Origin of the sequence: Niallia sp. Kr1, assembly GCF_050389805.1 — a bacterium.
GTDB lineage: Bacteria > Bacillota > Bacilli > Bacillales > Cytobacillaceae > Bacillus_BD.
Genome location: NZ_CP130945.1, coordinates 5,094,923 through 5,120,578, shown reverse-complemented (window position 1 = coordinate 5,120,578; position 25,656 = coordinate 5,094,923). Strand labels below are relative to the sequence as shown.

The following is a 25,656-nucleotide window of genomic DNA, read 5'->3' as shown; positions in this document are numbered from 1 at the left end:
AGGGAACGAATGCTCTCCCACAAGATGTGGAAAAATTTGTGGATATGTGGATAAGTATTGTGGATATGTTGTTTGTAAAATGTTTGTAAAGTGAGGATAAACTGTGAATATCTCAATTATTACGATAGGAAAGTTAAAAGAAAAATATTTAAAGGCAGGAATAGACGAGTATTTAAAAAGACTTTCAAGCTATGCCAAAATCGAAATAACGGAATTGGCTGATGAAAAGGCTCCAGAAGAGCTAAGTCCGGCAGAAATGGAACAAGTGAAACAAAAAGAAGGAGAAAAAATTCTGAGTAAGATCTCTCAGGATACATATGTGATTGCCCTTGCCATTGATGGCAAAATGAAATCTTCAGAAGAACTGGCGGATTCTCTAGATAAGCTTGCTACGTATGGGAAAAGTAAAATAGCTTTTGTGATTGGTGGTTCCCTTGGTTTAAGTAACGATGTATTAAACCGGGCAGATGAGAAACTATCCTTTTCAAAAATGACCTTCCCCCACCAGCTCATGCGACTCATCTTATTAGAGCAGGTGTATCGGGCTTTTCGAATTAATCGGAATGAACCGTATCATAAGTAAATGAGGTTTTTTCAAAAATAAAAAAGCAAGGAAAACTTTAAAGTGTACACATTGTAAAAGATAAGGTTTGTTGTATGTATGCGCACTGACAAAAGTCTTGCTGAATGACTCAGCAAGACTAAGTATTGTGATAAGAATTAGAGCACCGGGGTTTACTAAAAAATTACATTTATTTAATTTAGTTTATCGTTTAGATGGCGATTTAATGCTATATCTCCATTATTATCAAGTAAATGATTCATCCCACGTACTAACGAATCATCTTCTAGTAGACTCCACAGATGATACCCTAAATCTTCTCTTTTTAATAATACTTCTTCTAACACTTGGACGGTGCCAAAGTCATTAAGCTCATGAGCACGCTTAATCGTTTTTCTTAGCATTCCTTGAATTTTAATTTCATGCTCGAGGTCATTCCGAAGAAAGTCTCGCATGGTGTATCGACCTTCTACTTCATGTTTAATATAAGATATTTCATGCTGTGTAACCGGGTGAGCTGTTGGAACGACTCCTAGTCGTGCCACACGTTCCCCTACTTTATCAATATGATCCTGAGTTACATCTATATGCTCATCTAAAATATGGTGTAGACTACCAAAAGATTCAGCTCCCTCAGTAAGCCAATGATGCTTTGTATATTGATGTAATGCTACGTTTAAGGCGCATAAATGTTCATCAAGCATTAACCCCATTTCTAACCGTGTATCATATGGAAGACTAATTCCAGAGCCTTCTTTTCTAGCCGTTCTTGGCTCTTGACGCAGAATCATTTCATTTACATGGGGACTGTCATGTCCCGGCATTTGTGGATCGAAACCTGATTTTGATAGTTTAAATTCATCTGGTGAAAACCCTTGTAGATCGTGATTTTGCAATATAATCCCTCTTCTCTTATGATGGGTTATTTATATATCTTTAACTTTGTACTTTATATTTTAAAAATAATGATCACCGAATCATCTCAAGTTTTGTTGAATCAATTGATTTGTTTGCATTTGTGTTTGTTGATACGTTTGTATTTGCTTATTAATCTCCATATTAGTTGCAGTAGAAGATGTATTATACCAGCCCTGCTGAGACATTAATTGGTACGTTTGACTCTGAAGGTTTAACGTACCTTGTAAAAGTTGTTCAAACATTTGACGAACGACTGGGCAGTTCGCCTCGGTTGCTGCTGTGGTGTATTCTCTTGCAGAACGTTTCAAGTCGGCTAAATAAGAATAGACAATGTCTTTTTCTTGGAGTAAAGGTGTTTGTTGATTCACTGTTAATCCTCCTTATTGGTTTCACTGCATTTTTGGTGCAAGTGGGACATGCTGATGAAGAGTCGTCAACAATTGTTGATAATGCTGCTGGTGTTGTTGGGATAATTGTTGAAATAATTGTTGAACGGCTGGTGTTTGTGAATGTGATAAGGACACAATAGCTTGTTTAATGAGCAAATCTTCATTTGACATTGAATCAACAATATACTCAACTTCCTTTGTAGTCATTGGTTGTGGCATATATGATCTCCTCCTTTTTACATATTCTATTAAATTTTCTCCTTTTGCTTTATTTTCATTACTGTTACTATGTGTAAAATACATTAAAAATTGGTAAAAGATAATGATTTTAAATAGGTTGTCCATTGAAGTTGTTGGTAACGATACAAAAATGGTGGATTGTAAGGTGTGGAAGAAAGGTGAAATATACCTATCTTTAAAGTGTTACAAATTTCGTTGTTGTTGTGGTGGATAAGCGTAAAGAGGGGTAAGAAGAAAAGAAAACCATCTCCTATAAAGAAAGCTAAAGTGAACTGGACACTGGAATATTTAACAAAGCACCGTTCTGAGGATAATACTATAGATAGCAGTAGGTATTAAAACTTAAGTATGTAACTAAATGAGATTGTTAACGGTAAGACGAGACTTAAACATAACCTCCTTAATGCTTCTTTCTTGGAAAGAAGCACTAAGATTTAATAGATTATTATCTTTTTAATTGAACATTGGTAGATGAACATTTTACTTAAACTTGAGGTTCTAATGTTCGCTTTTTTTACCATTCTTTTGGCTCATAATTCAATTCTCTAAATAATTGAGTTCGCTCTTTTTTTGATAAATCTCTCCATTGTCCTGGAGGAAGATTGCCTAAATGAATATTCATAATTCGAATTCTTTGCAAACGGTAAACCTCGTATCCCAATTCGGCACACATACGGCGAATTTGACGATTTAGTCCCTGTGTCAAAATGATTTGAAAATCGAATTTTGATAATTGAACTACTTTACAAGGAAGTGTTTTTGTCCCTAATATTTTGACTCCCTCTGACATCTGCTTCAAGAATTCAGGAGTAATAGGCTTGTCTACTGAAACGACATATTCTTTTTCGTGCTTATTTTCAGAACGTAGGATTTCGTTAACAATATCGCCATCGTTCGTAAGAAGGATTAAGCCCTCTGAATCTTTATCCAGACGCCCAATATTAAATATTCTTAATGGATGGTTGACTAAATCAACAATATTCCCCTTAACACTTTTTTCTGTCGTGCTAGTGATGCCTACAGGTTTATTTAAGGCAATATAGACATTATTCCTTGCCACTCGGATTGGATTTCCATCTACTCGGACGTCATCCCCAGGTTCAACTTGGCTCCCTATCGTTGCACGTCTGCCATTAATCGTAACTCTCCCATCAGTAATTAATTTATCAGCACCACGTCTAGACGCTTTTCCAGATTCACTTATATATTTATTAATACGCATGTTAACACATCCTTAATCAGAAGGGTTGGATTGTTTGATTAGATACTAACTATACTTTATTTTAAGGAGGTATCGCAAACTTCTTATATAGACATAACGGATAAAAGTTTGTTTCAAAAGAAACTTCTTTTTTTCAAATGCAATTGTTATTTTTATTTTCAAGACTAATTCCTTTTAAATAAAGTTAAAAGTTTAATATTCTTAAGTAAATCGTAATATAGGTTTATATGGATTTTAGAATTTAAAATAAATTTTATAACCTGTGAGGGGGAAAGGAAAAGTGAATAGTATTTTATTTAATATTATGAATAAATACACTACCCTCAGCGAAGAGGAACAACAGGATATCGTGAAAAATATTCTTATAGAAGAATATAAAAAGGGAACAGTGCTCCTCAGACAAGGAGATTTTCCAAGTAGATGTTATTTTGTGTTGAAAGGTTGCATCAGACAGTACTCAATAGATAAAAAGGGAAAAGAGGTAACATCCAATTTCTACATTGAAGAACAAGCCTTTGGATTATTCAATGATCATAAACTAGAAAAACCTTCAGAGTACACGTTTATTTGTCTTGAGGACTCTGTATTAGTTGTTGGTGACCTAAAAACAGAAAAAGACATGTATAACAAATATAATCAGTTGGAATCAATGACACGCCAGATGATGAAAGAAAACTTAGGTAAAGTACAAGATGAGTTTGCTGCATTTATTGCTACTACACCTGAAGAACGTTATAAAGCAATATTACGGAAACGACCATATTTAATCAATCGCGTCCCCCAGCATCAGTTAGCCAGTTTTCTGGGGATGACCCCTGAGTCATTGAGCAGAATTAAAAAAAGAGTCCGTATGGATGGAAATCAGGAATAAATTAACCCTTTTTTATAGGGTACTTCCCACCTTGTAATAATAACCATAATCCAAATCCAAGTTCCCCTAAAATCATGGGTACAGTAAAAATGACCTTTAGTGTTTTAATCATGACATCAAAATAAGGAAGGAAAGTGATGAATAGGTGAATGGCTATATAACCTAATGAAGCAATCATTAATAAGATGCTAATGATTTTAGGTATTTGTTTTGAATGAAAAGCTAAATATCCCACAATTATGAGGTGCCCTCCGAAAATAATCAAACCGATAGACCAGATAAAATGAAATGCTTCCAACAAAAGCAAAATGAGGGTTTGAAGTTGTTGTTCGCCAAATAGAAATAAATAGTCAGTGCTACTTGAGAGAAGGGATACAAAAACTAAATTTAGTATGGCAACACCTAATACAGCCGTATAACTTAGGCGTAACAAAGCCCCGAGTAATGAAATGTTTTTATTTATCGGTTGCAGGAATATATAAAGGGCCCAAGCCACTACTACATCACAAATAAATATGAGAAGCCACCCAAAAATTCCAGCGTTGAAAAGTGCGGTAGAAGAAATGATATTGTTAAACGTAACTGTGGCATCATTGGGCACCACAAGTTTTCCTTGGACATAGCCATTGGAAAAAGATGCTGCAAGTGCCATAATAATGAGAGCTATGCCAGCAGTTAGAGCATATTTTCGATGAAATTGTTTATTTTTTTCAAAGTTAACCATCTATGAACCTCCTCTTTTTTCCTTATAAGGGCATTATAAAAGATAAATTCTAGATGATCATTAACTTAAATCAATAAACTAAACCATTGCGAGGATTTACAAATAGTTGTTATGAACTGTAACCATAAATAAAGGAAGTTGTTTTGCAAAAAATGACATAAAATTAGGAGAATAGCCATGAAATTTAAAAAAGTACGTTGGGGAATTATTGGATGCGGTGATGTGACCGAAGTGAAAAGCGGACCGGCATTTCAAAAAAATGAAAATTCAGAGCTGGTTGCCGTCATGCGGAGAACCGCTGTGTTAGCTAAGGACTACGCAGAAAGACATCACGTTCCAAAATGGTACGATAATGCGGATGATTTGATTAACGATCCAGATGTTGATGCCGTCTATATTGCGACACCCCCTAGTTCACATAAAGAATATACCATTAAAGTTGCACAGGCAGGCAAACCAGTCTATGTAGAAAAGCCAATGGCGCTAAATTTCGATGAGTGTAATGAAATGATTGCCGCATGCAAGGCTGCCGGCGTTCCTCTTTATGTTGCCTACTACCGCAGGGCTTTGCCCAGATTTTTAAAAGTAAAACAGTTATTAGATAGTAAAAAAATCGGAGATGTTCGTTTCGTATCAACGACCCAGCATCAAAAGGCGTCGGATGATGTATTGGATTCAAGTAATCTCCCATGGAGAGTTCAAGCTGAAATAGCCGGAGGTGGTCTATTCTTTGATTTAGCCAGTCACACACTTGATTTATTAGACTTTTTATTAGGACCCATTGAGGATGTTCAAGGCTTTGCATCCAATCAAGCAGGTTATTATCGTGCGGAAGATATCGTTACAGGTACCTATCGATTCCAGTCGGGAGTCCATGGAATAGGTAGTTGGTGTTTTACTGCTTTTGAAGATGTGGATGTGAATGAAATCGTTGGCAGTAAAGGGAAAATTACCTTTTCAACCTTTGGTAATGAGCCCGTTCTTTTGACAACATCTAGCAGTAAAGAGCAATGGAGCTTTGAAGCGCCGATGCACGTCCATCAACCCCTTATCGAAACAATGATGGCTGACTTAACAAAAGATAGCACAAAGTGCCCGAGTACTGGAATGACCGGTGCGAGAACGAGTTGGGTCATGGATGAAATCGTTAAGAACAGAAAATACCAACGTCCTCTCGCCTAGATTTTAGAGAGGGATCGGGGTTTTATTGGGAATGATATAAAAAAGTAGGAATGGCGAGGTAAAAATATGAGTGATATAAAAGTCGGTATCATTGGAATCGGCCATATGGGAAAGACCTATGCGCTACAATTGGATAAAGGACTAGTAGAGGGAGCTGTATTAACAGCGGTTTGTGGCCGAACAAAGCAGCTTGAGGATCTTAAAATGCAAGTGAAGGGCAATGTACAATCTTACCAGGATGAAGCTGTGTTTTTTCAAGAATCGGGAATTGATGCGGTGATTATTGCAACTCCGCATTTCAGTCATCCGGAATTAGCTAAGAAGGCATTTGCCAAAGGAATTCATGTTCTTGTTGAAAAACCAGCAGGGGTCTATAGCAAGCATGTAATGGAAATGAATCAGTCGGCAAGAGAAAGTGGAAAGGTATTTTCCATTATGTTAAATCAACGGACAAACCCATTGTATCAAAAATTAAGAGAAATGATTCAGACGGGAGAACTAGGGGCAATAAAACGGACAAATTGGATAATTACAGATTGGTATCGACCACAAAGCTATTACGATTTAAGTAAATGGAGGGCTACCTGGAAAGGTGAAGGTGGTGGGGTCTTATTAAATCAAGCACCACACCAATTGGATTTGTGGCAATGGGTAACTGGACTTAAACCTAAGCGTGTCCATGGATTCTGTCACTATGGCAAATATCATGATATTGAAGTAGAAGATGATGTAACGGCATATGTTGAGTATGAAAATGGTGCGACAGGCGTGTTTATCGCTTCAACAGGGGAAGCCCCTGGAACGGATCGCTTTGAAATTGCCGGTGATCGTGGGAAACTCGTAGTTGAAAATAATGAATTGACATTTTTTAAACTAGCTCAATCAGAACGAGAATTTAATGCTACATACAAAGGCGGATTTGGTATGCCTGAATACGAAAGAATAGATATACCTGTCGAAAGTGATAATCCAGGCCACCTTGGAATCATTCAAAACTGGATCAATAGCATCCTGCAAGGGACACCTCTCCTTGCCCCTGGAGAAGACGGTTTACAAAGCGTCGAAATTGCGAATGCTATTTATTTATCTTCCTGGATGAACGAAACGGTTGAATTCCCGGTTGATGCTGATCTTTATTACGAAAAGTTGCAAGAAAAGATGAGATAATTGAATTTAAATTTATCGAGATGAGTTAGATAGATATTAACAAAAAAATGATAGATAACAGGAGATTTAAAATGATAAGAGTGGTTTGTAAAGGAAAGCTTAAACCTGATGCGAGTATCGAAAAATATATGAGTCTTGCTAGAGAAGTGGTCCTAGAAACAAGAAAAGAAAAAGGATGCATCATGTACACCTATCATCAAGATATTCATGACCCAACTATCCTTACTACGATAGAAGAATGGGAGAATGAAGAGGCGCTTCAGCAGCATAATCAAAGTGAACATGTCAGAAGAATCGTTCCCAAACTAAGAGAAATGCGGGAAAGTACAGAAATGAATATATATCGCGAAATATAAAGAATAAATGACCTTTTCTTGGAAGAGTATCCAAGTTATTTTTGATTTTGTATAATTATTTAACAAGGATCATACTGTAAAAAACAAACTTCAACTATATCGCTGAAACAGTCTAATTCGAATGATTAGGCTGTTTTTTTTATTATAGAATTTAATATTTTTCTCATTTTAACTATCGATATGTTAAAAACCATTGTTTTTTTACGAAGATGATATATAATAGGTTTTATTAATTTTCGTAAATAAATTAAATTTAACCTATAAACTTAATAAAACCCTTAAAATTTTATGCAATAGTCGAACGTATACTTTGTTAAATAAAATTAATATTCGTATTTAATTTTTAGGTTGGTTGAATAAGAAAAGGAGTTTGGATATGAGGAAATTTGATAATAAGTGGATTCGTGCTGTACTTCCGGCATTATTAATTCACTGTAGTATTGGTACAGTTTACTGTTGGTCATTATTCAAGGGTGATATTGCCGCTTATATTGGCAGTTCTGTCAGTGAAGTAGAATGGGCATTTAGTATAGCCATTTTTGTTCTGGGTATGTCTGCAGCTTTTGGAGGAAAACTGGTTGAAAAAGACATTCATAAGTCGTCACTGATTTCCGCATTGTTTTTTGTCGTAGGAATGGCAGGCACAGGGTTTTTTATTTATCAAAAGTCATTGATTGGTATTTATGTTTCTTATGGAGTTGTGATGGGGATTGGACTTGGTATCGGTTATTTAACACCGGTTAAAACATTAATGCTTTGGTTTGAAAAGCAAAAAGGGTTAGCAACAGGCCTTGCTGTTGCGGGTTTTGGCTTGGCGAAGGTCATTGCAAGTCCTTTAATGGAAGAACTACTTGGAGAAAGAAACAATACTGGAGTTTTAGCCAATCCTGAAAATATATATACCATGTTTTATATATTAGCAGGGATATATTTAGTGATGATGGTAATGGGACACTTGCTAATAAAGAAACCAGCAGGACATGAAGAAGAAAGTGTACAAAGTGCAAGCTTTAGCTATCGAAAAGTATTAACTAATAAAACATTTATCGGAATTTGGTTCATGTTCTATATTAATATTACATGTGGATTAGCGTTAATCGCACAAGAAAAAGGCATCTTAGCATTCATTGGATTTGGGGCAATTGGTTTAGTTAGTTCGTTAACAGCTGTTTTTAATGCAGGCGGACGAATTGCTTTCTCCTCATGGGCAGACAAATTAAAAGATCGTAATTCAATCTATAAAATCATTTTCATTTTATCGATTGCATCCATACTGTTAACCGTAGTTTTTGATGCAATCAATAATTCGGTTGCGATCCTTATTATCGCTTTACTTTGTATTGTTAATGCTGGATATGGTGGAGGATTTTCTTCTTTACCACCATTATTATCTGACCGCTTTGGGTTAAATAGTGTTTCTACCGTACACGGACTAGCTTTATCTGCTTGGGCATTTGCAGGACTGACAGGGAATCAGCTAAGTGCTTTTGTTCTTGATAAGACAGAATCCTATGACATGGTGCTGTATGTTATTTTAGCTCTCTTTGTGATTGCGACATTAATTAGCATCTTCGTTGTTAAACCTGATAGAGTAACTTTGGAAAGTGAAGACGCAAAAAAGGAAATATTAGCAGGTTGAGTATATATTCAACAAAGCAAACAAGGATGCTTCCATTTAGAAGGCATCCTTGTTTCTTTTTACTAAAGGGCGGTCTTGTAAGTATAAAGCAACATCTGGACAGTCTCCTTCAACAATCTCGTTTACAATCAGTTTCGACAGCATTTGGCTATAAACCGTCCCATTATCTCCAAAGGCAAATAGGAAATAGCTATTAGGATATTCATCATACTGACCGATAATCGGTATGCCATCCAATGTACCTCCGTAAAATGCGGCTAAGTAATATTCTGGCTGTACTTTTATATGGGGAAACATTTTATTAAATTCTTCAATGAGTTTATTCTTCTTGTGTACTAGTTTACTATCGCGATCTTCAGAATATGTAGCATTATCATCAAGTCCGCCTATGATAATCCGGTTATCCTTAGTTGTACGCATAAATAAATAGGGACGAGCCGTTTCCCAAATCAGTGTCTGGTTATACCATTCGGAGAGATCTTCTACTGGGTTGGTTGTAACCGTATACGTGCTCACAAAGGAAGTTTTTTTCTCTTGTTTAATTTCTACTCCTTCATAACCTGCTGCAAATATAACATAGCTTGCTTGTATCGAATGTCTATTTTTCGTAGAAACAATCATTTTTTCATTTTCTTTATCATAATGGTGACCGTTCATTTCTGTATTTTCATATATACGGACTCCTTTTCTTGCGGCATAATCTAATAGTGCATGAGTGAATCTGAAAGGATTGATCTCTGCATCATTGTATGAATAAATAGCAGCATCCCTACTAAAAGGATATTTTGCTTCAATATCTTCCTTGGATAAAAAAGCAACATCACAGTTTTGCTGCTTTAAAAATTCATATTCCCTTTTTAGACTTTCAACGTCTTCTGCACAGCTCGCCGAATATAAGGTATCTCTTCTCTTAAATTCACAATCAATTGTGGCGTTCTTTGAGGCTGTTTCCATTTCATTAATGGCTTCTTTTAGTAATTGTAAATGCCTTTCTATGTAGCTTTCTCCAAAGGTGTTAATCAAATTTGTGAACATTTTTTCACCGGAATATTGAATGAGGGCTGTATTCGTACTTGTACTACCGCCACCAATTTCCCCCTTTTCAATTACAACCACGTTTAAATCTGTGTCGGCAAGATAATAGGCACACTGTGCCCCTGAGCTTCCACCCCCAATGATTAATACATCACAAGATAGATCTTCTTCTAATGCTGGATATGATGGAGCATCAGGAAAGGTGGTAGGCCAATAATAGGTTCCAGATTTTAAATTCATTGATGAATATCCTCCAGTTTTTAAATAAGTATAAAGTTACTATTTCCAACTGGACTCTAGGTATGCAGTAATCATACTCACAGTTAATGAATAGTACAAAAAAGGAAGGAGTTACTTTACCCTGATGCAAATGAACTTGAAGCGGAATTAAATTTAAGTATTGATGCTTAGGAAAGTCCCCCAGTTTTCCTGAATTGTAAACTGAGGATAAGCTGATAAGAAGTGAATGATGATGGAGGCGTTATCTAAATAGGGGTATGTGTTAAATAACAATCGATCGCCATATCGAATAGCCTTTAATGCAAGTGGTAATTCACGTCTAAATATTTCAATGCGTTTAGATGCTATATGTTGATTGTATTCTCCTTGATCAATATACAGATAAACACAATAGTATAAGGTACTTCCATTTGATTTCCATTCCCCTAATACTTCATCTCTCATAGGGTTGATTTTATTCCAGGCATAATTCATTCCAATGTTTAAAAATAATTCTCCGGTTACATCAGAGTGAGTGAGTGTGTAACGCCTAGGAATAATGGGTTTTGTAAAAGTAACACCATCCATATATTCCACAGATAGTTTTCTTGGATCAAAAGTGCTCAAGTCATCAACTCCCATCGGTTTATTAACAAAACCAGCATGATTAATGAAAGCGGTGATTCAATACAAACAGTTTGTAGAATTAAAATGGCTATGATAAGGGAGTCTGGCTCCCTTATCATTTTATTAAATTGCAGAATGATTTAGAATGGATTTCAAATAGGCTTTGTAGTTTAGAATGAAAACCAACAGATTCATTTTTTCTTTTATGAATATCATTCTATTATTTGGTTAGGGGACAATTTAACAAAACTTAAGGCTTTAAAATATCTTCAACAGAATTCGTTATACGAATAGCCCGTGGTTTATAGTCGAAGTGATAATGAATGGTCCCTTGGCCGCCAAGATAGAAAGCGATGTTTTCTTGCTTTTGAGCAAATTCATCTAATCTTTGCAGTAGTGTAGGATCTGTTTCAAATGGGATTGTGGTTGTAGCAGATAACAAAACGACACTCGGTTTTAGTTTACATACCAAAGATTCAATAGACCCCGGGGCGGGAGAAGCTCCAACCAGTTGAGTTTTCCATCCTTTCATCATGAATTTCATGAGGACTAGATGTAATGGGACCTCATGATGTTCATATGGAAGACACGCTCCGAGCACAAATGGGGCAGAATCTCGGTATTGATAATTTCGTCGAATTTGGACTAAGAAATCCCTAACAACCAAACTTGATACAGATTCTTGATATTCACTCCACTCATGATTTTCCCACTTTCTACCCACTTCTTTTAAAAAGGGAATCGCGATATCAGTTAAAAAATGATCGATCCCTAAGTGATGATAGGCTTGATTAAGGATAAAGTTTAGTTCAATCTCATCACAGTGATTCCCTTTTTCTAAAAGGCGTAAAACATATTCATTCCATTGTTCATAATTGGGGGATTTTTGTTCATCCTTAAATAATGGCATTTTAGGTTCTTCTTCAACCTCTTTTACAAGAAGCGCCGCTTGTTTAAGCGAGTGACCCTGTTCCGAGAGTAATTTCACTTTTAAAAGTGTTTTAACATCCTCGTGACTATAGACTCTATATCCATTATCCAATCGCTTCGGTTGAATAATACCGTACCGTTCTTCCCATTTTCGAATGACTTGCTTTGATAATCCAGTCATATCGGCAACTTGTTGTATGGAAAATAATCCATTTTGGTTGGATTGCATCACTTTTATTTCATCCCCTTAGTAAGTCCAAATTCCTGTAGGCATCATTAGTATAACGAATTTGTATTTTTTGTACAATGTTATATCTACAAACATTATACAGTAATTAGTTTAAATCGTATTTATTAGGAATATAATATTGTATAATTAATTGTAAATTAGATTATACAAACATTTGACAAAAGAGGTTGTTTAAGTTCATAATAGGGTTAATCATGATTTTAATAATTTAAAAGTAAGGGCAGTGTTAAACATACAAATGTAACAAGACCCTAATACAAAGGAAGTGACGCTGTGTTTTTAGCTTGGAATGAAATAAAAAAAAATAAACTTCGCTTTGCTTTAATTACTGGCATTCTCATGCTTGTTTCCTATCTTGTATTTTTTCTCTCTGGACTTGCAACAGGACTCGCTAATTTAAATCGGGAAGCGGTCGACAAATGGGATGCATCAGCCATTATTTTGACCGAAGAATCGGATAAAAACCTGTATCAATCATTCATGTCAACCGATCAACTAAAGGATATTACAGCGCAAGAAACAGCTGTAATTGGGCAGTTAAATGCCATCGCTAATAATGGTGATCAGAAGCAAAATATCTCTCTCTTCGGTATTCATAAAGAGGAGTTTTTAATGCCAAATGTCACGGAAGGAAGGGCGTTTGAAAAGACTAATGAGGTGATTGCCGATGATTCGCTTAAAGAAGAAGGATTCAAACTAGGTGATACATTATCTCTATCTTCTAGTGACGAAACTTTAACCATTGTTGGGTTTACAGACAATGCTCGATTTAATGCGGCACCTGTTCTCTATGCGGACCTTATAACTTTCCATAAAGTAAAATTTGGTGAAACCGCTGATCAGAATAAGGATCAAATCAATGCAATTGTTGTCGGGGATGAATCGATCTCTAATCACACACAGAATAAGGAGCTAGAAACGATTGAAATCCAATCATTCATAGAAAATTTACCTGGATATACGGAACAAAAATTGACACTCAATTTTATGATTTACTTTCTTTTTGGGATTTCATCGATTATCGTCGCTATTTTCTTATATGTGTTGACTGTACAAAAGATTAGCATGTTTGGAGTTATGAAGGCTCAAGGGATTTCTAGTTCGTATTTATCCTGGTCTGTAGTAGCTCAAACTTTCATACTATCATTTATCGGAACGGCTCTAGGCTTTGCTTTAACCATTATTTCAGGAGCCTTTTTGCCAGCAGCAGTTCCAGTTTCGTTTGATCTGACCTTGATGGTAATCTATGGTCTCATCTTGATGTTGGTTGCAACGGTCGGTGCTGTTTTTTCCGTTTTAACCATTGTTCGGATCGATCCATTGAAAGCGATAGGAGGGTAATGTTATGGCAGTATTAGAGTTACATGGAGTTAAAAAGAGTTATGGGAGTGGTCATAAAAAAGTGGACGCTTTAAAGGAAACCCATTTTCTTGCTGACCGAGGGGAGTTAATAGCCATTATTGGTCCATCAGGTTCTGGCAAAAGTACATTTCTCTCCATTGTCGGAGGATTATTATCCCCAACCTCAGGTGATGTAATGATCAATGGGAATAACTTAACCGTTTCAAATGAAAAAGAACGATCCAAAATTCGACTCAAGGAAATCGGTTTTGTGTTACAAGCATCTAACTTAGTCCCGTTTCTTTCCGTATCTAATCAATTGAAGTTGTTAGATAAAGTAAAAAATGGGAATCTCTCGAAAGCAGAGCGGGACCAACTTTATGAGGACCTAGACATCGCAGGCTTACTTAAGAAATATCCTTCTGACTTATCTGGTGGACAACGACAGCGTGTAGCGATTGCTAAGGCTTTGTATAGCAACCCTTCTATTATTCTAGCTGATGAACCTACAGCTTCTCTTGACTCCGACCGTGCCTATGAAGTTATGAGTCTATTTAAAAAGATCACAAAACAGAAAAAAACAACAACGATTGTAGTGACGCATGATATTCGGCTTATAGACTATTGTGATAGAGTTTTTAATATGACAGATGGTGTTCTGTTAGCGGTAGAAAGGGAAGATAAGAGGATTCAGATTGCGGGGAAATCTCATTAAATCAAAGACATAAAGAAGGTATTCGATAGGTTATCATATCGAATACCTGTTTTTGTTTTAGCATCTTTCTTGATTTGAAAATTATATAATCCCTTGTATTTGTGATATAGTATACACAAATGACAAAGTAAATGAGGTAATTAAGAAAATGAAATTAATTGCATCAGATTTAGACGGGACTCTTTTAAATGAAAAAGGTGAAGTCAGTAGAGGAAATGTCGAGGCAATAAAAAGTGCTGAAGAAAAAGGACTGACCTTTGTTGTCGCAACAGGAAGATCCTATGATTCTGCTAAAAGAATCTTAACGAAAGCAGGAATCTCATGCCCCATTATAAGCCTTAATGGCGCTACTGCATATGACATTGATGGAAACTTAATCAGAAGTATCCCAATGGATAAGGCGGTTTGCCGTAGGATTATTTCAGTTTGTCAGAAAGCGGAAATGTATACAGAGTTATTTATGGAAAACATTGTTCTTTCATCCGGGAAAGATGATTTTATGAACGTGGCCATTCAGATGTTTAAAGACGCCATGCCTAACTCTACAGAAGAAGAGATTTGGCAGGTCGTGGAACAAAGATTTCAAGATGAAAACGTGCAGGTCATTACAAATCTAGAAAAAGTTCTTTCTAGTGAGAATCATGAGGTTTTTAAAATACTCGGTTTTTCCCTTGATGAGAGGAAATTAACAGAGGCGTACAATGAATTAAAAAATGAAGATGGGATCATCATAACATCTTCTGGTCATTTAAATCTTGAGTTTAACCATCCTAATGCAAACAAGGGACTTGCATTAAAGGAATACGTTGATAACTTAGGGATTGAGATGAAGGATGTCATGGCGCTTGGAGATAACTTGAATGATAAAACTATGCTTCAGGAAGCCGGTCGTGGCGTTGCAATGGGAAATGCTGCAACAGAAATAATTGAATTGTGCAAGTATAGAACGAAACAAAATACAGAGGACGGCGTAGCATATGCCATTGAGGAAATGCTAAAGGAGTATCATCTTTAAGAAATAGGCATCATCCAAAACGGATGATGCCTATCGTCTTTTGCCATTAAAATAATCTAGACCTAGTGACTTAACTACAATCTGCTACGTATTCATATTTAGTGAATGATTTTCCCAAAAAGAGTGGGAATTCCTGTTTGTATGATTAAAAGTCTCCCATAGGTTCCAAGGGAAGGTGCTAGGTGGAAAGGAAAAACCTCCAAGTGGTTCTTTCTTAACTGGGTGCTCGAAATGAAGTGAATGGGTCCACAATGCCCGTTGTTGTCCAGTTTTAGTAAGATGCTCCCCATATTTTTGATCCCCAAAAATGGGTGTTCCCATTGTTGATAACTGAACTCGAATTTGACGAGGTCTCCCCGTGTGTAGATTTACAGATAGTAGACTATATCCTTTTTTTGATTACAACAGCTCGAAATATAGTACGGCTTTTTTAGCGTTTGGATGTTTAGAAGAAACCACATACACCTTATTTTTTTGATTATCCTTATAAAGATAATTCACGAGTTGCCCTTTTTTTATTAGGGGTTCCGCGAACAACAGCTACATAATTCCGTTCAATCATATGTCTGCGATCATATCTGATAATCTAGAAGCAGCTTTAGAAGTTTTGGCAAACACCATGGCACCCCCAACAGGGCGGTCTAGGCGATGTACAAGTCCCAAATAAACATTACCAGGCTTTTGGTAGCGTATTTTAATGTCCTTTTTTAACATGGATAAGAAATCAAGATCCCCACTACGATCTGCTTGTACTGGAACATTAATTGGCTTTTCTACCAAAAGCAGATGATTATCTTCGAATAATATTGGTATTTTCATAGATTGTTCGATCTCCTTAAGGCATATTGCCTCTATCATAACATTGTTTTTTGAATGAAGGCTAATAACTGTTATTTCCACTCCATTGTTTGTTAAGGGTTAATAGATTACATCGTTCGTCCCACAATACCCTCTGTAAAGTTCATTAAATTGACTTTATTTTATTATTCTGAAATAATTGTATATAAGATGCTAATACAATTAAAAGTATGTGAGAAGGGAGATTGCGATGGAATTAGGATTAACAGGCAAAGTAGCCTTAATCACAGGTTCAAGTAAGGGAATTGGATTAAAAACGGCGCTTTATTTAGTGAGTGAAGGAGCTCAAGTGACGATTTGTGCAAGAAATACGGATCGGTTAACAGAAGCAGCCTCCTATATATACCAGCAAACAGGGAAAGAAGTATTTTACATAGAATGTGATGTAACAAAAGAAGCGGATTGCCAAAACGTAGTATCTGCTACTATTGAAAAATATGGGCGTTTAGACATTTTAGTCAATAATGCTGGCACATCTCAAGCGCAGCCATTTGATAACGTGAGCACAGAGCTTTGGAAACAGGATCTTGATTTAAAGCTTTTTGGTGCTATTCATTGTTCGCGTTATGCTGTTCCTTTTATGAAAAAAGTTGGAGGTGGTGCCATTATTAATGTGACAGCTGCTATTGGGAAAACCCCTCCGGAATCATCTTTACCTACGTCAGTTAGTAGAGCAGCTGGTATGGCTCTGACTAAAGCAATGAGTAAAGATCTTGGTCCAGACAATATCCGAGTGAATACGGTATGTATTGGGTGGATTCGAAGTGAGCAAGTAGAGAGAATGTGGAAGGAACAGAGTTCAAATCTATCTTGGGAACAATTTTCAAGTCAGGATCGTCAAATTCCTCTAGGTCGTATTGGGGACACAGAAGAAGCAGCCAAAGTCATTACATTCCTTGTATCAGATGCAGCTTCCTATGTCACAGGTACATCAGTCAATATTGATGGTGGAATGATTGGTACTTTGTAATTCTTGTTAATGAAAAATATGTTGACAACATATTCTTTTCCTGTAATAATAACGGTAATTAAATACTGGTACCTTTAAATCAGTCCCGTGAGGCTGACAAGGACAGCGGAAATAGATCATCATTGTGTGCATACCCTATGGATATAGGTGTAGGCTCACTTTGTTCTCTATGCAAAACGGGCTTCTTGTCAGATAATGACAAGAAGCCTTTTTTGTTCCGAATTTTTATCGAAGCTATCTTCGGTACCAGTTTCTTAAAAACCTATTTATTGGAGGAATTGGTATGTCAAAAGTAGATAAAGAATTTTCATTACAGGCAGTGCCGCAAGGAAACCGAAACGGATTTTGGAAGGTTCTAGCGGTCATGATGTCCCTTAGCTTTTTCTCAGCAAGTATGATGTCTGGGGGAACATTAGGATTGGGACTACAGTTCAAACAGTTTATCTGGATTGTTTTAACAGGCAACCTTGTTCTTGGACTTTATACAGGTGCGCTAGCCCATATTGCCGCAAAAACAGGGTTATCTACTCATTTATTAGCTCGGTATTCATTCGGAGAAAAAGGTTCTTATCTTTCTTCCTTTTTACTCTCTTTTACACAAATTGGCTGGTTTGGCGTTGGTCTAGCAATGTTTGCTGTTCCTGTCGCAAAAGCGACTGGTGCAAATGTGTATGTTCTTATTACAATCTTTGGATTAGCCATGACCGCTTCTTCTATTTTTGGAATCAAGGCTTTAACGATTTTAGGAATTATTGCAGTCCCTGCGATTGCTATCTTCGGAAGTTACTCCATGTTCGATGCAATTGGAACGGTTGGTGGATTTCAGGAATTATTCGCTTATGAGCCAACACAGGCAATGAGTGTGGCATTAGCTCTAACGATTTGTATCGGGTCCTTTATTAGCGCGGGTACACTTACTCCCGATTTCGCTCGTTTTGCAAAAACTTCTCGTGCCGCTGTATCTTCAAATATTCTTGCTTTCTTTCTAGGAAACTCACTTATGTTCCTATTTGGTGCAGTCGGAGCGATGGTATTTAATAAGGCTGATATTTCAGAGGTGATGTTTTTACAAGGCTTAATGATTCCGGCCATTATTGTTCTTGGATTAAACATTTGGACAACAAATGATAGTGCCTTATATGCTTCTGGATTAGGAGTTTCTAATATTACAAAATTGCCAAAGCATAAAGTGGTTGTTTTCAATGGGATAATTGGAACACTAACAGCAATGTGGCTTTATAACAACTTTGTCGGATTCTTAACGATTCTTGGTTCAACACTGCCATCAATCGGAGCAATTATATTAGCTGACTATTTCTTATTAAAGCGTGGAAAGTACCAACCATTTGAAACCATGAAATTTAAAGCAGTAAATTGGATTGCAATCATTGCCTGGGTCGGTGGGGTTGTAGTTGCAAATCTTGCACCGGGAATCCCTCCTATTAATGGACTTTTAGGAACAGTAGTTATTTATGTTGTAGCGATGAAGTGTGTACCGCAACAAGCAGCATCTACGAGCAAACTAAACGGTAAGGGTGAGATGATCAGTGATTATTAAAAATGCAACGCTTAGAGGAAAAGATGGAGTTTGGCACATCCTTATACAGGATGGAAAAATTGAAAAGATTACACAACAACTAGAGCATTCAGACGGAAAAGAAATCATTGATGTCGATGGTTGTCTAGTTCTCCCGCCTTTTATTGAGCCGCACATACACTTAGATACAACTTTAACCGCAGGGGAACCCGAGTGGAATATTAGTGGGACATTGTTTGAAGGAATTCAAAGATGGGCGCAAAGAAAAGAAACATTAACAATTGATGATGTGAAAACAAGAGCGAAGACGGCTTTAAAATGGCAAATGGCTCAAGGTATTCAACATGTTCGTACACATGTCGATGTAACCGATCCAGAGTTAACGGCATTAAAAGCCATGCTTGAAGTGAAGGAAGAAATGGCCCCATTCGTTGATATTCAATTGGTTGCTTTCCCGCAGGAAGGGATTCTGTCGTACCCTAGCGGAGCAGAATTGCTTGAAGAATCGTTGAAAATGGGTGCAGATGTTGTAGGTGGAATCCCTCACTTTGAATTTACAAGAGAATACGGAGTGGATTCTCTAAAAATGGCTTTTGACCTTGCGGAAAAATATGATCGATTAGTTGATATTCATTGTGATGAAATTGACGATGAACAGTCACGTTTTGTAGAGGTTGTAGCGGCAGAGGCTTATAAACGTGGGTTAGGGACGCGAACAACTGCGAGCCATACAACGGCAATGGGCTCTTATAACGATGCCTATACGTATAAATTATTTCGCTTATTAAAGCTGTCTTCTATTAACTTTGTATCTAATCCATTGGTGAATATTCACCTTCAAGGAAGATTTGATACGTATCCAAAACGCAGAGGTTTAACACGGGTAAAAGAGTTGCAAGAAGCCGGGTTAAATGTTTGCTTTGGTCATGATGATATATTTGACCCATGGTATCCACTAGGTACAGGAAACATGCTTCAAGTCTTGCACATGGGAATTCACGTTACACAACTAATGGGCTATGATCAAATTGTAAACTCCATTGATTTGATTACGAAAAATAGCGCGAAAACTTTACAAATTGAAGAGAAGTATGGAATTGAAGAAGGAAAAACGGCTAACTTCATTGTTTTGTCTGCAGAAAATGAATATGAGGCCATTCGCAAGCAAGCAACAGTTCGATATTCTTTTAGAAATGGCAAAATCATTGCTGAAACAAAGCCTAGTGAAACGACAATCACGTTAGGCCAATCAGAAGAGAAAGTTGATTTTAATAAATAGAAATTAGTAAAAGGCACTCGTGTAGAGTGCCTTTTACTATTATTTAAGAGGTCCATTTCCATTAGATAAGTGAAAATCTAGATCGATTATGGAGAATTCCTTCTCAATTAAAAATAAATTGCGAAAAACGAACGGAATAGAATCTACTTGAATAGTTGTTATAGTAGGGTTCAAAGGACTTGAAATGGGGATAGAGGTATAAGGGAAAAAGTGTAATAATGAAGTTTATAAAATTAGAGTTTTTTTTATGAGGAAAGAGGAACAAAAAATGAAAAAGAAGGTATTATTTATCAGTAGTTCTATTGGTCTTGGTCATGCAGCAAGAGATTTGGCGATTGTAAAGGAACTGAGAAAACGGGACCCTGATATTGAAGTCTCTTGGTTAGCGGGAGATCCAGCACTTAGAGTAATACAAGAGTCAGGTGAATATTTGTTGCCAGAATGTAAGTCGCTTGGCGAAGAAAGTAAATTAGCAGAAAAGGTATCCAACGGTTTTGAAATGAATGTAAATACATATTTGTTTAGGGTTTTATTGGAGTGGAGGAAAAGTATTGTTACCATAAACCGACTTACCAAAAGGGAAAAGTACGATTTAATTATTGCAGACGAGGCCTATGAGTTAATACTAGCCTATTTTTTATATCCAAGGATGAAGAGGAAGGCTCCGTTTGTAATGATTTATGATTTCTTTGGGTTCGATGCTACAACAAAAAGTCCGCTAGAGAAGTTAGGAACCTATTTTTGGAATTTTGCCTGGATCACAATTAATCGCACTCCTTGGGTGGAAGATTTATCCCTATATGTAGGAAATGCGGAAGACATTGCAGATAAATCTTACGGATTAGGGTTGCCAAATGCTAGAAAGCATGGGCAAAAGCATTATAAGTTTTTGGGGAATATTTTGCCTTTTAACCCACATGAATATCGTCATACATCAGAGATGAAAAGCCGACTTGGTTATGGAGAAGGTCCTCTTATCATATGTTCTGTAGGCGGAACATCCATTGGTGTAGACCTTTTAAATCTATGTTCAAGAACTTATAAGATTCTAAGGGAAAAGATCCCCGAATTACAAATGGTTTTAATTGCAGGTCCAAGAATTGATCCTAATTCAATCACGGCAACCGAGGGGATTCAAATAAGAGGATATGTACCTAAATTGTATGAGCATCTTGCAGCTTGTGACCTAGCAATTGTTCAAGGTGGAGGAACGACAACGATGGAACTGGTCGCTTTAAATAAAAACTTCCTATATTTTCCAATAGAAGAGCATTTTGAACAAAAGCTTGTTTCTGATCGATTAATTAGAATGGGAGCAGGAGTTAAAATACGTTTTTCAGAAACCGATGAAAATACCCTTTCTACAGTCGTCTTGGATAACATCGAAAAGGGGATTGAATACAAAAATACGGAGAATAATGGGGCAGTGAAGGCTGCTGAGTATATATTAAATCAGTTAAGATAGGGAAAGGCACTTTTGAATTGTTTATTATGTTGATTATGATGTATGCAAAAGGTAATGGTACGATTAGGTGTGGTTAAGAGGACGTATGTTCCGTTATTTGAGTCAAGAATAACGATTTCACATTTTATTGGACATACAATCCGCTATTTACTTGAAAGGATGTCATTTTTTCGTAATGAGTAGCAAATAACGTACTCGGTGTCCAGAAATCCACCAAATTAGCGTTATTCATAATAATAACGCACTCAATGTCCGCGGAAGTTAGAACCGAATGAACTTGTGTAATGTTTTAGTATGAATTAGATAAAACAAGCAAAATGTAACCCATGATATTCCCATGTGTTACATTTTGCCGTAGCCTTTATTTTGTATAATTATCAAAGTAACCTTGGATATAAACCATAGGTGTCCCTTTATCACCACTGCCTGAAGTTAAATCCGATAAGGACCCAATGAGATCCGTTAATCTACGAGGGGTAGTTCCTTGGGATTCCATTGCACCCACCAAGTCTTCGTCTTTATTCTCAATGAATTCAGAAATGGCTTTTGTTAGTTCCTCACCACGAAGATGGGAGAAGTTGTTATCTGCCAAGTATTTTAATTTTACTTCATTTGGAGTTCCTTCAAGACCCGCTGTAAATGCTGGAGATACAACTGGGTCTGCAAGTTCCCAAATTTTTCCGACTGGATCTTTGAATGCACCGTCCCCATAAACCATGACTTCAATGGTTTTACCCGTAAGCTCTTTAACTTTTGCTTGAATCCCGTCAACTAATCGCTGACATTGATGTGGGAATAATTTCACGCTATCATCTGTTGATTTATTAGAACCAAGCAGACCATACTCTTCATTATAGCCGCTGCCATTGATGGATTCTTTTAGAATGTCATCAAGTCCATATACTTTTTCTGCACCATTGTTTGTTAAAATGCGTTTTGTACGGAAACGTGTGTGAATGTCACAGGTTAAGACATTCTTTGTGTAATCTAGAATGGTTTTGGCATTGTTAGAGAAGATAACCTCGCAAGTTGCTCCCTCAGCTTCAATGAGGCTTTTATAATATTCAATATAGTCAACACCAGTAAAGGTGTGTTTATTAAAGCCAAAATGTTGACGGAATTCTGCCTCTGTTAGTACATCTGTCCAAGGATTGATTCCTTTTTCATCTAATTCGTCAATGGTAATCAAGTGGTTTCCAACTTCATCAGAAGGGTAGCTTAACATTAAGACCACCTTCTTAAGCCCTCTTGCAATTCCACGAAGGCAAATGGCAAAGCGGTTACGGCTAAGAATGGGAAAAATAACCCCAACTGTATCATCGCCAAATTTGGTTTTTACATCTGTGGCAATATCGTCAATGGAAGCATAATTTCCTTGGGCACGTGCAACTATTGATTCAGTAATAGTAACAATGTCACGGTCTTCGATCGAAAACCCTTCCACTTTTGCGGCATTTATAACGGTATCGACAACAATTTCTTCTAAGTTATCACCTTTATTGATGATGGGGCCACGAAGACCTCTTACTGTTGTTCCAACTACTCTTTCCAATCAAATCTCTCCTCTTGTAAATCGTAGACTATTTTATAACCTTTGTAGGTAACATGTTTACTATACCGTTTTCATATGGTATAAGTAAAATTAATATTAATTATATCAGGTATTAGGAGAAGTTATATGATTGGAAAATTAGATTTATATCGAATCTTTCATGTAGTGAGTCGAAACAAAAGCTTTTCAAAGGCCGCAGAAGAGCTTTATATGACACAATCAGCTGTTAGTCAAGCTATTTCAAAGCTTGAAAAGGAGTTAGAGGTACAGCTCTTTTATCGAACTCCAAAGGGGGTCGTATTAACAAATGAAGGAAAATTGTTACATGATCCGATTACATCAGCTTTAGCCATGGTCAATGCCGCAGAGCATAAAATTCTTGATGTTAAAAGGCTGAAGACTGGGGAATTGCGAATAGGCGTTGGGGATACGATATCCCGTTATTTTCTATTGCCATATTTAGAAGAATTCCATGCTAAGTATCCTGGAATTAAATTAAAAATCCTTAATGGTACAACGTCCGATATCCTTGGATTTATTAGATCGGGAGCAGCAGATGTTGGGATTTGCAATTTGCCGGTTCAAGATGATCAACTACAGGTCATTCCATGTAAAGAGATACATGACACTTTCGTTTGTGGTGAAAAATACAAGGAGTTATCGCAAAAAACCATCCAATTAAAGCATTTAATCGAATTACCTCTTCTGTTTTTAGAAAAACCAACCATTTCTCGAATGTATGTAGAGCGTTTTTTTAAAAAGAAAGGTCATTCTCTGTCCCCTATGTTTGAACTTGGTTCCCATGACTTATTAGTTGATTTTGCTAAGGCTAATTTAGGGATCTCGTGTGTCATTAGAGAGTTTGTCGAGGAACCGTTGCAAAGAGGGGTTCTGTTTGAATTAACGTTAGAAGAGGAAATTCCAAGTCGCAGAATTGGGATTGTTTATCTAAAATCCGTCCCATTATCACGAGCAGCTGAAAAGTTTGTAGGAAGCATTGAACAGCATTTATAAGGAAATACAAGTAAAAAAGACGATGTTAATGGATGTGAAAGTCACACCTATCGAACATCGTCTTTAGGTTATTTCTTGATGGAAGTGGATTAATAAACAACCACCGGATCATAGGTATTTAAATTATCATATATATTTTTCATTAAGCTAGGTTGTACATTGACACAGCCGCCTGATCCATTGGAAATATAGGCATTTGATGACCAGTTTGAACGCCAGCTAGCATCATGGAAGCCTTGACCACTATTTGTAAATGGAACCCAATAATTGACCTTTATTGAATACTCTGAGCTGCCTGCTCTACTTCCGTTAAGTACATAAGGAGTTCGCTTGTAGAGAACGTACCAAACCCCTTTGGATGTATCCTCGTTTGTATTGTGGTTGCCTGTTACGACATTCGTCGTAAAGACCATTTTCCCTTCTCGATAAATCCACACTCGCTGTTCAGCGATCGATACTTCGGCATAATTATTCCCAATCCCATTATTCGCCGTAACACCGTAGCCATATCCTTCACCACTCCAGCCATGTCCTTTAATATGTGAAGCTGAAACAGATGGATCACCGTTTTCAAACGCCTGTTGAACCTGAGTTGTTTCTTTTTCGACATCTAAGGCCCATCCATATCCTTGACCCTTCACTGAAATAACATTTCCAGAATGGGTTTTAAAGGTGAAATCTTTATCTAAAGTTGATTGGGCATCATTTATCTCGGCAATTTTATTTTGAATAAGCTCTGGATCAATTGTTACTTTCATGTCATGTGTTACAAAGGCATTTTGAATGAGCTCGTTTCCTTTTAAAGAATGTACTGTATCTTGTACTTTATACTCGACTGTATGTTGAAGAAGCTCTTGTAACCTAGCCTCTCCATTTTTAATGATTTCACTGTCCTCTTTAACAGGTTCAATAAAGACTGGGTCTAATCGGATTTCACTTGCAAACCCCTGTTTGTCATATTCATTCATAAGGCTGACAATATCATATTGTTTACCATCCACACTATTTGCGATAACAATTTGACCGTTTTCTAAACGTGCCTGTGCATCTTGTGGAGGGGTTAAACTTTTGTTCATTTCAGTAAGCTTAGTTTCAACCTCTTTCTTCATATCTTGAATACGGTATGGGTCTGGATTACTTGGAGAAAGTGAAAGGTTTTGCTCTTTTGATGTAGGAAAGACCGTTTGCTGTTCTTTAAATAGGTTTTGAATACTTAGTAAATCTTTATCCGTAAAACCTGAATTTGTATCCTTTCCATCTAGGATTTCTTCGTCACCAATATAGACTTTATTTTGTAAAACAGAGGTCTTTAATTTATCTAATGCTTCATCTTTTGTCAGGCCCCCAACTTGTATGCCATTAATGGTGACATTAGAATTAAAGTGTGTTGCTTGATAATAACTTAAGACTCCAATTATGAGTGCAATGACAATGATGATAGCTGGAAGCATCCATTTCCAGTTTGTAAACCACCTTGATGATTTTTTCTGATTGTTACCACTTTCTTTGAACGATTCCTTTACCGCATTTTCCACGACAATCCCCCTTATTATCCCGAAAAATTCCCTTATTTCTCCTT

The 25,656-nt window shown here is 36.7% G+C and carries 24 protein-coding genes and 1 pseudogene; 14 read left to right on the top strand and 11 right to left on the bottom strand.

The window, feature by feature from the left end; genetic code table 11:
• The first annotated feature begins 103 nt into the window (after nucleotides 1–103).
• A complete protein-coding gene (gene rlmH, locus Q5760_RS25355; RefSeq protein WP_428910260.1) occupies nucleotides 104–583 on the top strand; it encodes a 23S rRNA (pseudouridine(1915)-N(3))-methyltransferase RlmH in 480 nt (159 codons plus the stop codon).
• Between the two features lie 173 nt (nucleotides 584–756).
• Here the strand turns inward: rlmH and Q5760_RS25350 are convergent, their stop codons facing one another.
• The 4 genes from Q5760_RS25350 to rluF form a co-directional block, all read right to left on the bottom strand.
• Nucleotides 757–1,458, bottom strand: coding sequence for a Dps family protein (locus Q5760_RS25350; RefSeq protein WP_428910259.1), 702 nt, complete (start codon nucleotides 1,456–1,458; stop codon nucleotides 757–759).
• Between the two features lie 81 nt (nucleotides 1,459–1,539).
• Nucleotides 1,540–1,848, bottom strand: coding sequence for a spore coat protein (locus tag Q5760_RS25345; protein ID WP_428910258.1), 309 nt, complete (start codon nucleotides 1,846–1,848; stop codon nucleotides 1,540–1,542).
• A 21-nt stretch (nucleotides 1,849–1,869) separates the two neighbouring features.
• Entirely contained in the window at nucleotides 1,870–2,088 is a 219-nt protein-coding gene (locus Q5760_RS25340) for a hypothetical protein (RefSeq protein WP_428910257.1), read from the bottom strand.
• 535 nt (nucleotides 2,089–2,623) lie between these two features.
• Complete coding sequence (gene rluF / locus Q5760_RS25335) at nucleotides 2,624–3,331, bottom strand: 23S rRNA pseudouridine(2604) synthase RluF (RefSeq protein WP_428910256.1); 708 nt, start codon at nucleotides 3,329–3,331, stop codon at nucleotides 2,624–2,626.
• Nucleotides 3,332–3,611: 280 nt separating this feature from the next.
• Here rluF and Q5760_RS25330 point away from each other — a divergent pair, with 280 nt between their 5' ends.
• Complete coding sequence (locus Q5760_RS25330; protein WP_428910255.1) at nucleotides 3,612–4,202, top strand: Crp/Fnr family transcriptional regulator; 591 nt, start codon at nucleotides 3,612–3,614, stop codon at nucleotides 4,200–4,202.
• A 1-nt stretch (nucleotide 4,203) separates the two neighbouring features.
• Here Q5760_RS25330 and Q5760_RS25325 read toward each other — a convergent pair whose 3' ends face one another.
• Nucleotides 4,204–4,926 (bottom strand): DUF4386 domain-containing protein, encoded by a 723-nt coding sequence (locus Q5760_RS25325; protein ID WP_428910254.1) that lies wholly within the window; start codon nucleotides 4,924–4,926, stop codon nucleotides 4,204–4,206.
• A 177-nt stretch (nucleotides 4,927–5,103) separates the two neighbouring features.
• On the opposite strand from Q5760_RS25325, the gene Q5760_RS25320 reads away from it, so the two are divergent.
• The 4 genes from Q5760_RS25320 to Q5760_RS25305 all read left to right on the top strand — a co-directional run bounded on the left by Q5760_RS25320 (nucleotide 5,104) and on the right by Q5760_RS25305 (nucleotide 9,270).
• Entirely contained in the window at nucleotides 5,104–6,108 is a 1,005-nt protein-coding gene (locus Q5760_RS25320; RefSeq protein WP_428910253.1) for a Gfo/Idh/MocA family protein, read from the top strand.
• A gap of 66 nt (nucleotides 6,109–6,174) precedes the next feature.
• Nucleotides 6,175–7,275, top strand: coding sequence for a Gfo/Idh/MocA family protein (locus Q5760_RS25315; RefSeq protein WP_428910252.1), 1,101 nt, complete (start codon nucleotides 6,175–6,177; stop codon nucleotides 7,273–7,275).
• A 71-nt stretch (nucleotides 7,276–7,346) separates the two neighbouring features.
• Complete coding sequence (locus Q5760_RS25310) at nucleotides 7,347–7,631, top strand: putative quinol monooxygenase (protein ID WP_428910251.1); 285 nt, start codon at nucleotides 7,347–7,349, stop codon at nucleotides 7,629–7,631.
• Nucleotides 7,632–8,007: 376 nt separating this feature from the next.
• Complete coding sequence (locus Q5760_RS25305) at nucleotides 8,008–9,270, top strand: OFA family MFS transporter (RefSeq protein WP_428910250.1); 1,263 nt, start codon at nucleotides 8,008–8,010, stop codon at nucleotides 9,268–9,270.
• Between the two features lie 36 nt (nucleotides 9,271–9,306).
• Here the strand turns inward: Q5760_RS25305 and Q5760_RS25300 are convergent, their stop codons facing one another.
• From Q5760_RS25300 to Q5760_RS25290, 3 genes are all read right to left on the bottom strand, one after another.
• The gene (locus Q5760_RS25300) at nucleotides 9,307–10,545 is read right to left on the bottom strand and encodes an NAD(P)/FAD-dependent oxidoreductase (RefSeq protein WP_428910249.1); all 1,239 of its coding nucleotides are present in this window, start codon (nucleotides 10,543–10,545) and stop codon (nucleotides 9,307–9,309) included.
• A 153-nt stretch (nucleotides 10,546–10,698) separates the two neighbouring features.
• Entirely contained in the window at nucleotides 10,699–11,151 is a 453-nt protein-coding gene (locus tag Q5760_RS25295) for a staygreen family protein (RefSeq protein ID WP_428910248.1), read from the bottom strand.
• 250 nt (nucleotides 11,152–11,401) lie between these two features.
• On the bottom strand, nucleotides 11,402–12,310 hold the full coding sequence (locus tag Q5760_RS25290; RefSeq protein WP_428912691.1) for a MerR family transcriptional regulator: 909 nt from the start codon (nucleotides 12,308–12,310) through the stop codon (nucleotides 11,402–11,404).
• A 294-nt stretch (nucleotides 12,311–12,604) separates the two neighbouring features.
• On the opposite strand from Q5760_RS25290, the gene Q5760_RS25285 reads away from it, so the two are divergent.
• The 3 genes from Q5760_RS25285 to Q5760_RS25275 all read left to right on the top strand — a co-directional run bounded on the left by Q5760_RS25285 (nucleotide 12,605) and on the right by Q5760_RS25275 (nucleotide 15,402).
• Nucleotides 12,605–13,672, top strand: coding sequence for an ABC transporter permease (locus Q5760_RS25285; RefSeq protein WP_428910247.1), 1,068 nt, complete (start codon nucleotides 12,605–12,607; stop codon nucleotides 13,670–13,672).
• A 4-nt stretch (nucleotides 13,673–13,676) separates the two neighbouring features.
• Nucleotides 13,677–14,387: an ABC transporter ATP-binding protein gene (locus Q5760_RS25280; protein WP_428910246.1), complete on the top strand. Its 711-nt coding sequence runs from the start codon at nucleotides 13,677–13,679 to the stop codon at nucleotides 14,385–14,387.
• Nucleotides 14,388–14,535: 148 nt separating this feature from the next.
• Nucleotides 14,536–15,402 (top strand): Cof-type HAD-IIB family hydrolase, encoded by an 867-nt coding sequence (locus Q5760_RS25275; protein WP_428910245.1) that lies wholly within the window; start codon nucleotides 14,536–14,538, stop codon nucleotides 15,400–15,402.
• A gap of 84 nt (nucleotides 15,403–15,486) precedes the next feature.
• Here Q5760_RS25275 and Q5760_RS25270 read toward each other — a convergent pair.
• Nucleotides 15,487–16,221, bottom strand: a pseudogene (locus Q5760_RS25270) (RluA family pseudouridine synthase).
• 229 nt (nucleotides 16,222–16,450) lie between these two features.
• Here Q5760_RS25270 and Q5760_RS25265 point away from each other — a divergent pair.
• The 4 genes from Q5760_RS25265 to Q5760_RS25250 all read left to right on the top strand — a co-directional run bounded on the left by Q5760_RS25265 (nucleotide 16,451) and on the right by Q5760_RS25250 (nucleotide 21,511).
• Nucleotides 16,451–17,230 carry an SDR family NAD(P)-dependent oxidoreductase gene (locus Q5760_RS25265; protein ID WP_428910244.1) on the top strand — a complete coding sequence of 260 codons (780 nt, stop codon included), beginning with the start codon at nucleotides 16,451–16,453 and terminating at the stop codon, nucleotides 17,228–17,230.
• 283 nt (nucleotides 17,231–17,513) lie between these two features.
• Nucleotides 17,514–18,788 (top strand): cytosine permease, encoded by a 1,275-nt coding sequence (codB, locus tag Q5760_RS25260; protein WP_428910243.1) that lies wholly within the window; start codon nucleotides 17,514–17,516, stop codon nucleotides 18,786–18,788.
• The gene (locus Q5760_RS25255; RefSeq protein ID WP_428910242.1) at nucleotides 18,778–20,046 is read left to right on the top strand and encodes a cytosine deaminase; all 1,269 of its coding nucleotides are present in this window, start codon (nucleotides 18,778–18,780) and stop codon (nucleotides 20,044–20,046) included. The genes codB and Q5760_RS25255 overlap by 11 nt, the downstream gene beginning before the upstream one ends.
• Before the next feature lie 268 nt (nucleotides 20,047–20,314).
• Complete coding sequence (locus Q5760_RS25250; RefSeq protein ID WP_428910241.1) at nucleotides 20,315–21,511, top strand: glycosyltransferase; 1,197 nt, start codon at nucleotides 20,315–20,317, stop codon at nucleotides 21,509–21,511.
• Between the two features lie 361 nt (nucleotides 21,512–21,872).
• Here the strand turns inward: Q5760_RS25250 and Q5760_RS25245 are convergent, their stop codons facing one another.
• The gene (locus tag Q5760_RS25245) at nucleotides 21,873–23,063 is read right to left on the bottom strand and encodes a coenzyme F420-0:L-glutamate ligase (RefSeq protein ID WP_428910240.1); all 1,191 of its coding nucleotides are present in this window, start codon (nucleotides 23,061–23,063) and stop codon (nucleotides 21,873–21,875) included.
• Between the two features lie 126 nt (nucleotides 23,064–23,189).
• On the opposite strand from Q5760_RS25245, the gene Q5760_RS25240 reads away from it, so the two are divergent.
• Nucleotides 23,190–24,077: a LysR family transcriptional regulator gene (locus tag Q5760_RS25240; RefSeq protein ID WP_428910239.1), complete on the top strand. Its 888-nt coding sequence runs from the start codon at nucleotides 23,190–23,192 to the stop codon at nucleotides 24,075–24,077.
• 89 nt (nucleotides 24,078–24,166) lie between these two features.
• Here Q5760_RS25240 and Q5760_RS25235 read toward each other — a convergent pair whose 3' ends face one another.
• Complete coding sequence (locus Q5760_RS25235; RefSeq protein WP_428912690.1) at nucleotides 24,167–25,618, bottom strand: L,D-transpeptidase family protein; 1,452 nt, start codon at nucleotides 25,616–25,618, stop codon at nucleotides 24,167–24,169.
• Nucleotides 25,619–25,656 lie beyond the last annotated feature (38 nt).

Excerpts from the sequence above, each read along its gene's own strand:
- Q5760_RS25280 (WP_428910246.1), top strand. The coding sequence starts at position 13,677 with ATGGCAGTATTAGAGTTACATGGAGTTAAAAAGAGTTATGGGAGTGGT.
- Q5760_RS25325 (WP_428910254.1), bottom strand. The coding sequence starts at position 4,926 with ATGGTTAACTTTGAAAAAAATAAACAATTTCATCGAAAATATGCTCTA.
- Q5760_RS25275 (WP_428910245.1), top strand. The coding sequence starts at position 14,536 with ATGAAATTAATTGCATCAGATTTAGACGGGACTCTTTTAAATGAAAAA.
- Q5760_RS25315 (WP_428910252.1), top strand. The coding sequence starts at position 6,175 with ATGAGTGATATAAAAGTCGGTATCATTGGAATCGGCCATATGGGAAAG.
- Q5760_RS25300 (WP_428910249.1), bottom strand. The coding sequence starts at position 10,545 with ATGAATTTAAAATCTGGAACCTATTATTGGCCTACCACCTTTCCTGAT.
- Q5760_RS25250 (WP_428910241.1), top strand. The coding sequence starts at position 20,315 with ATGAAAAAGAAGGTATTATTTATCAGTAGTTCTATTGGTCTTGGTCAT.
- Q5760_RS25305 (WP_428910250.1), top strand. The coding sequence starts at position 8,008 with ATGAGGAAATTTGATAATAAGTGGATTCGTGCTGTACTTCCGGCATTA.
- Q5760_RS25240 (WP_428910239.1), top strand. The coding sequence starts at position 23,190 with ATGATTGGAAAATTAGATTTATATCGAATCTTTCATGTAGTGAGTCGA.
- Q5760_RS25340 (WP_428910257.1), bottom strand. The coding sequence starts at position 2,088 with ATGCCACAACCAATGACTACAAAGGAAGTTGAGTATATTGTTGATTCA.
- Q5760_RS25265 (WP_428910244.1), top strand. The coding sequence starts at position 16,451 with ATGGAATTAGGATTAACAGGCAAAGTAGCCTTAATCACAGGTTCAAGT.
- Q5760_RS25320 (WP_428910253.1), top strand. The coding sequence starts at position 5,104 with ATGAAATTTAAAAAAGTACGTTGGGGAATTATTGGATGCGGTGATGTG.
- Q5760_RS25290 (WP_428912691.1), bottom strand. The coding sequence starts at position 12,310 with ATGCAATCCAACCAAAATGGATTATTTTCCATACAACAAGTTGCCGAT.
- rluF (WP_428910256.1), bottom strand. The coding sequence starts at position 3,331 with ATGCGTATTAATAAATATATAAGTGAATCTGGAAAAGCGTCTAGACGT.
- codB (WP_428910243.1), top strand. The coding sequence starts at position 17,514 with ATGTCAAAAGTAGATAAAGAATTTTCATTACAGGCAGTGCCGCAAGGA.
- Q5760_RS25310 (WP_428910251.1), top strand. The coding sequence starts at position 7,347 with ATGATAAGAGTGGTTTGTAAAGGAAAGCTTAAACCTGATGCGAGTATC.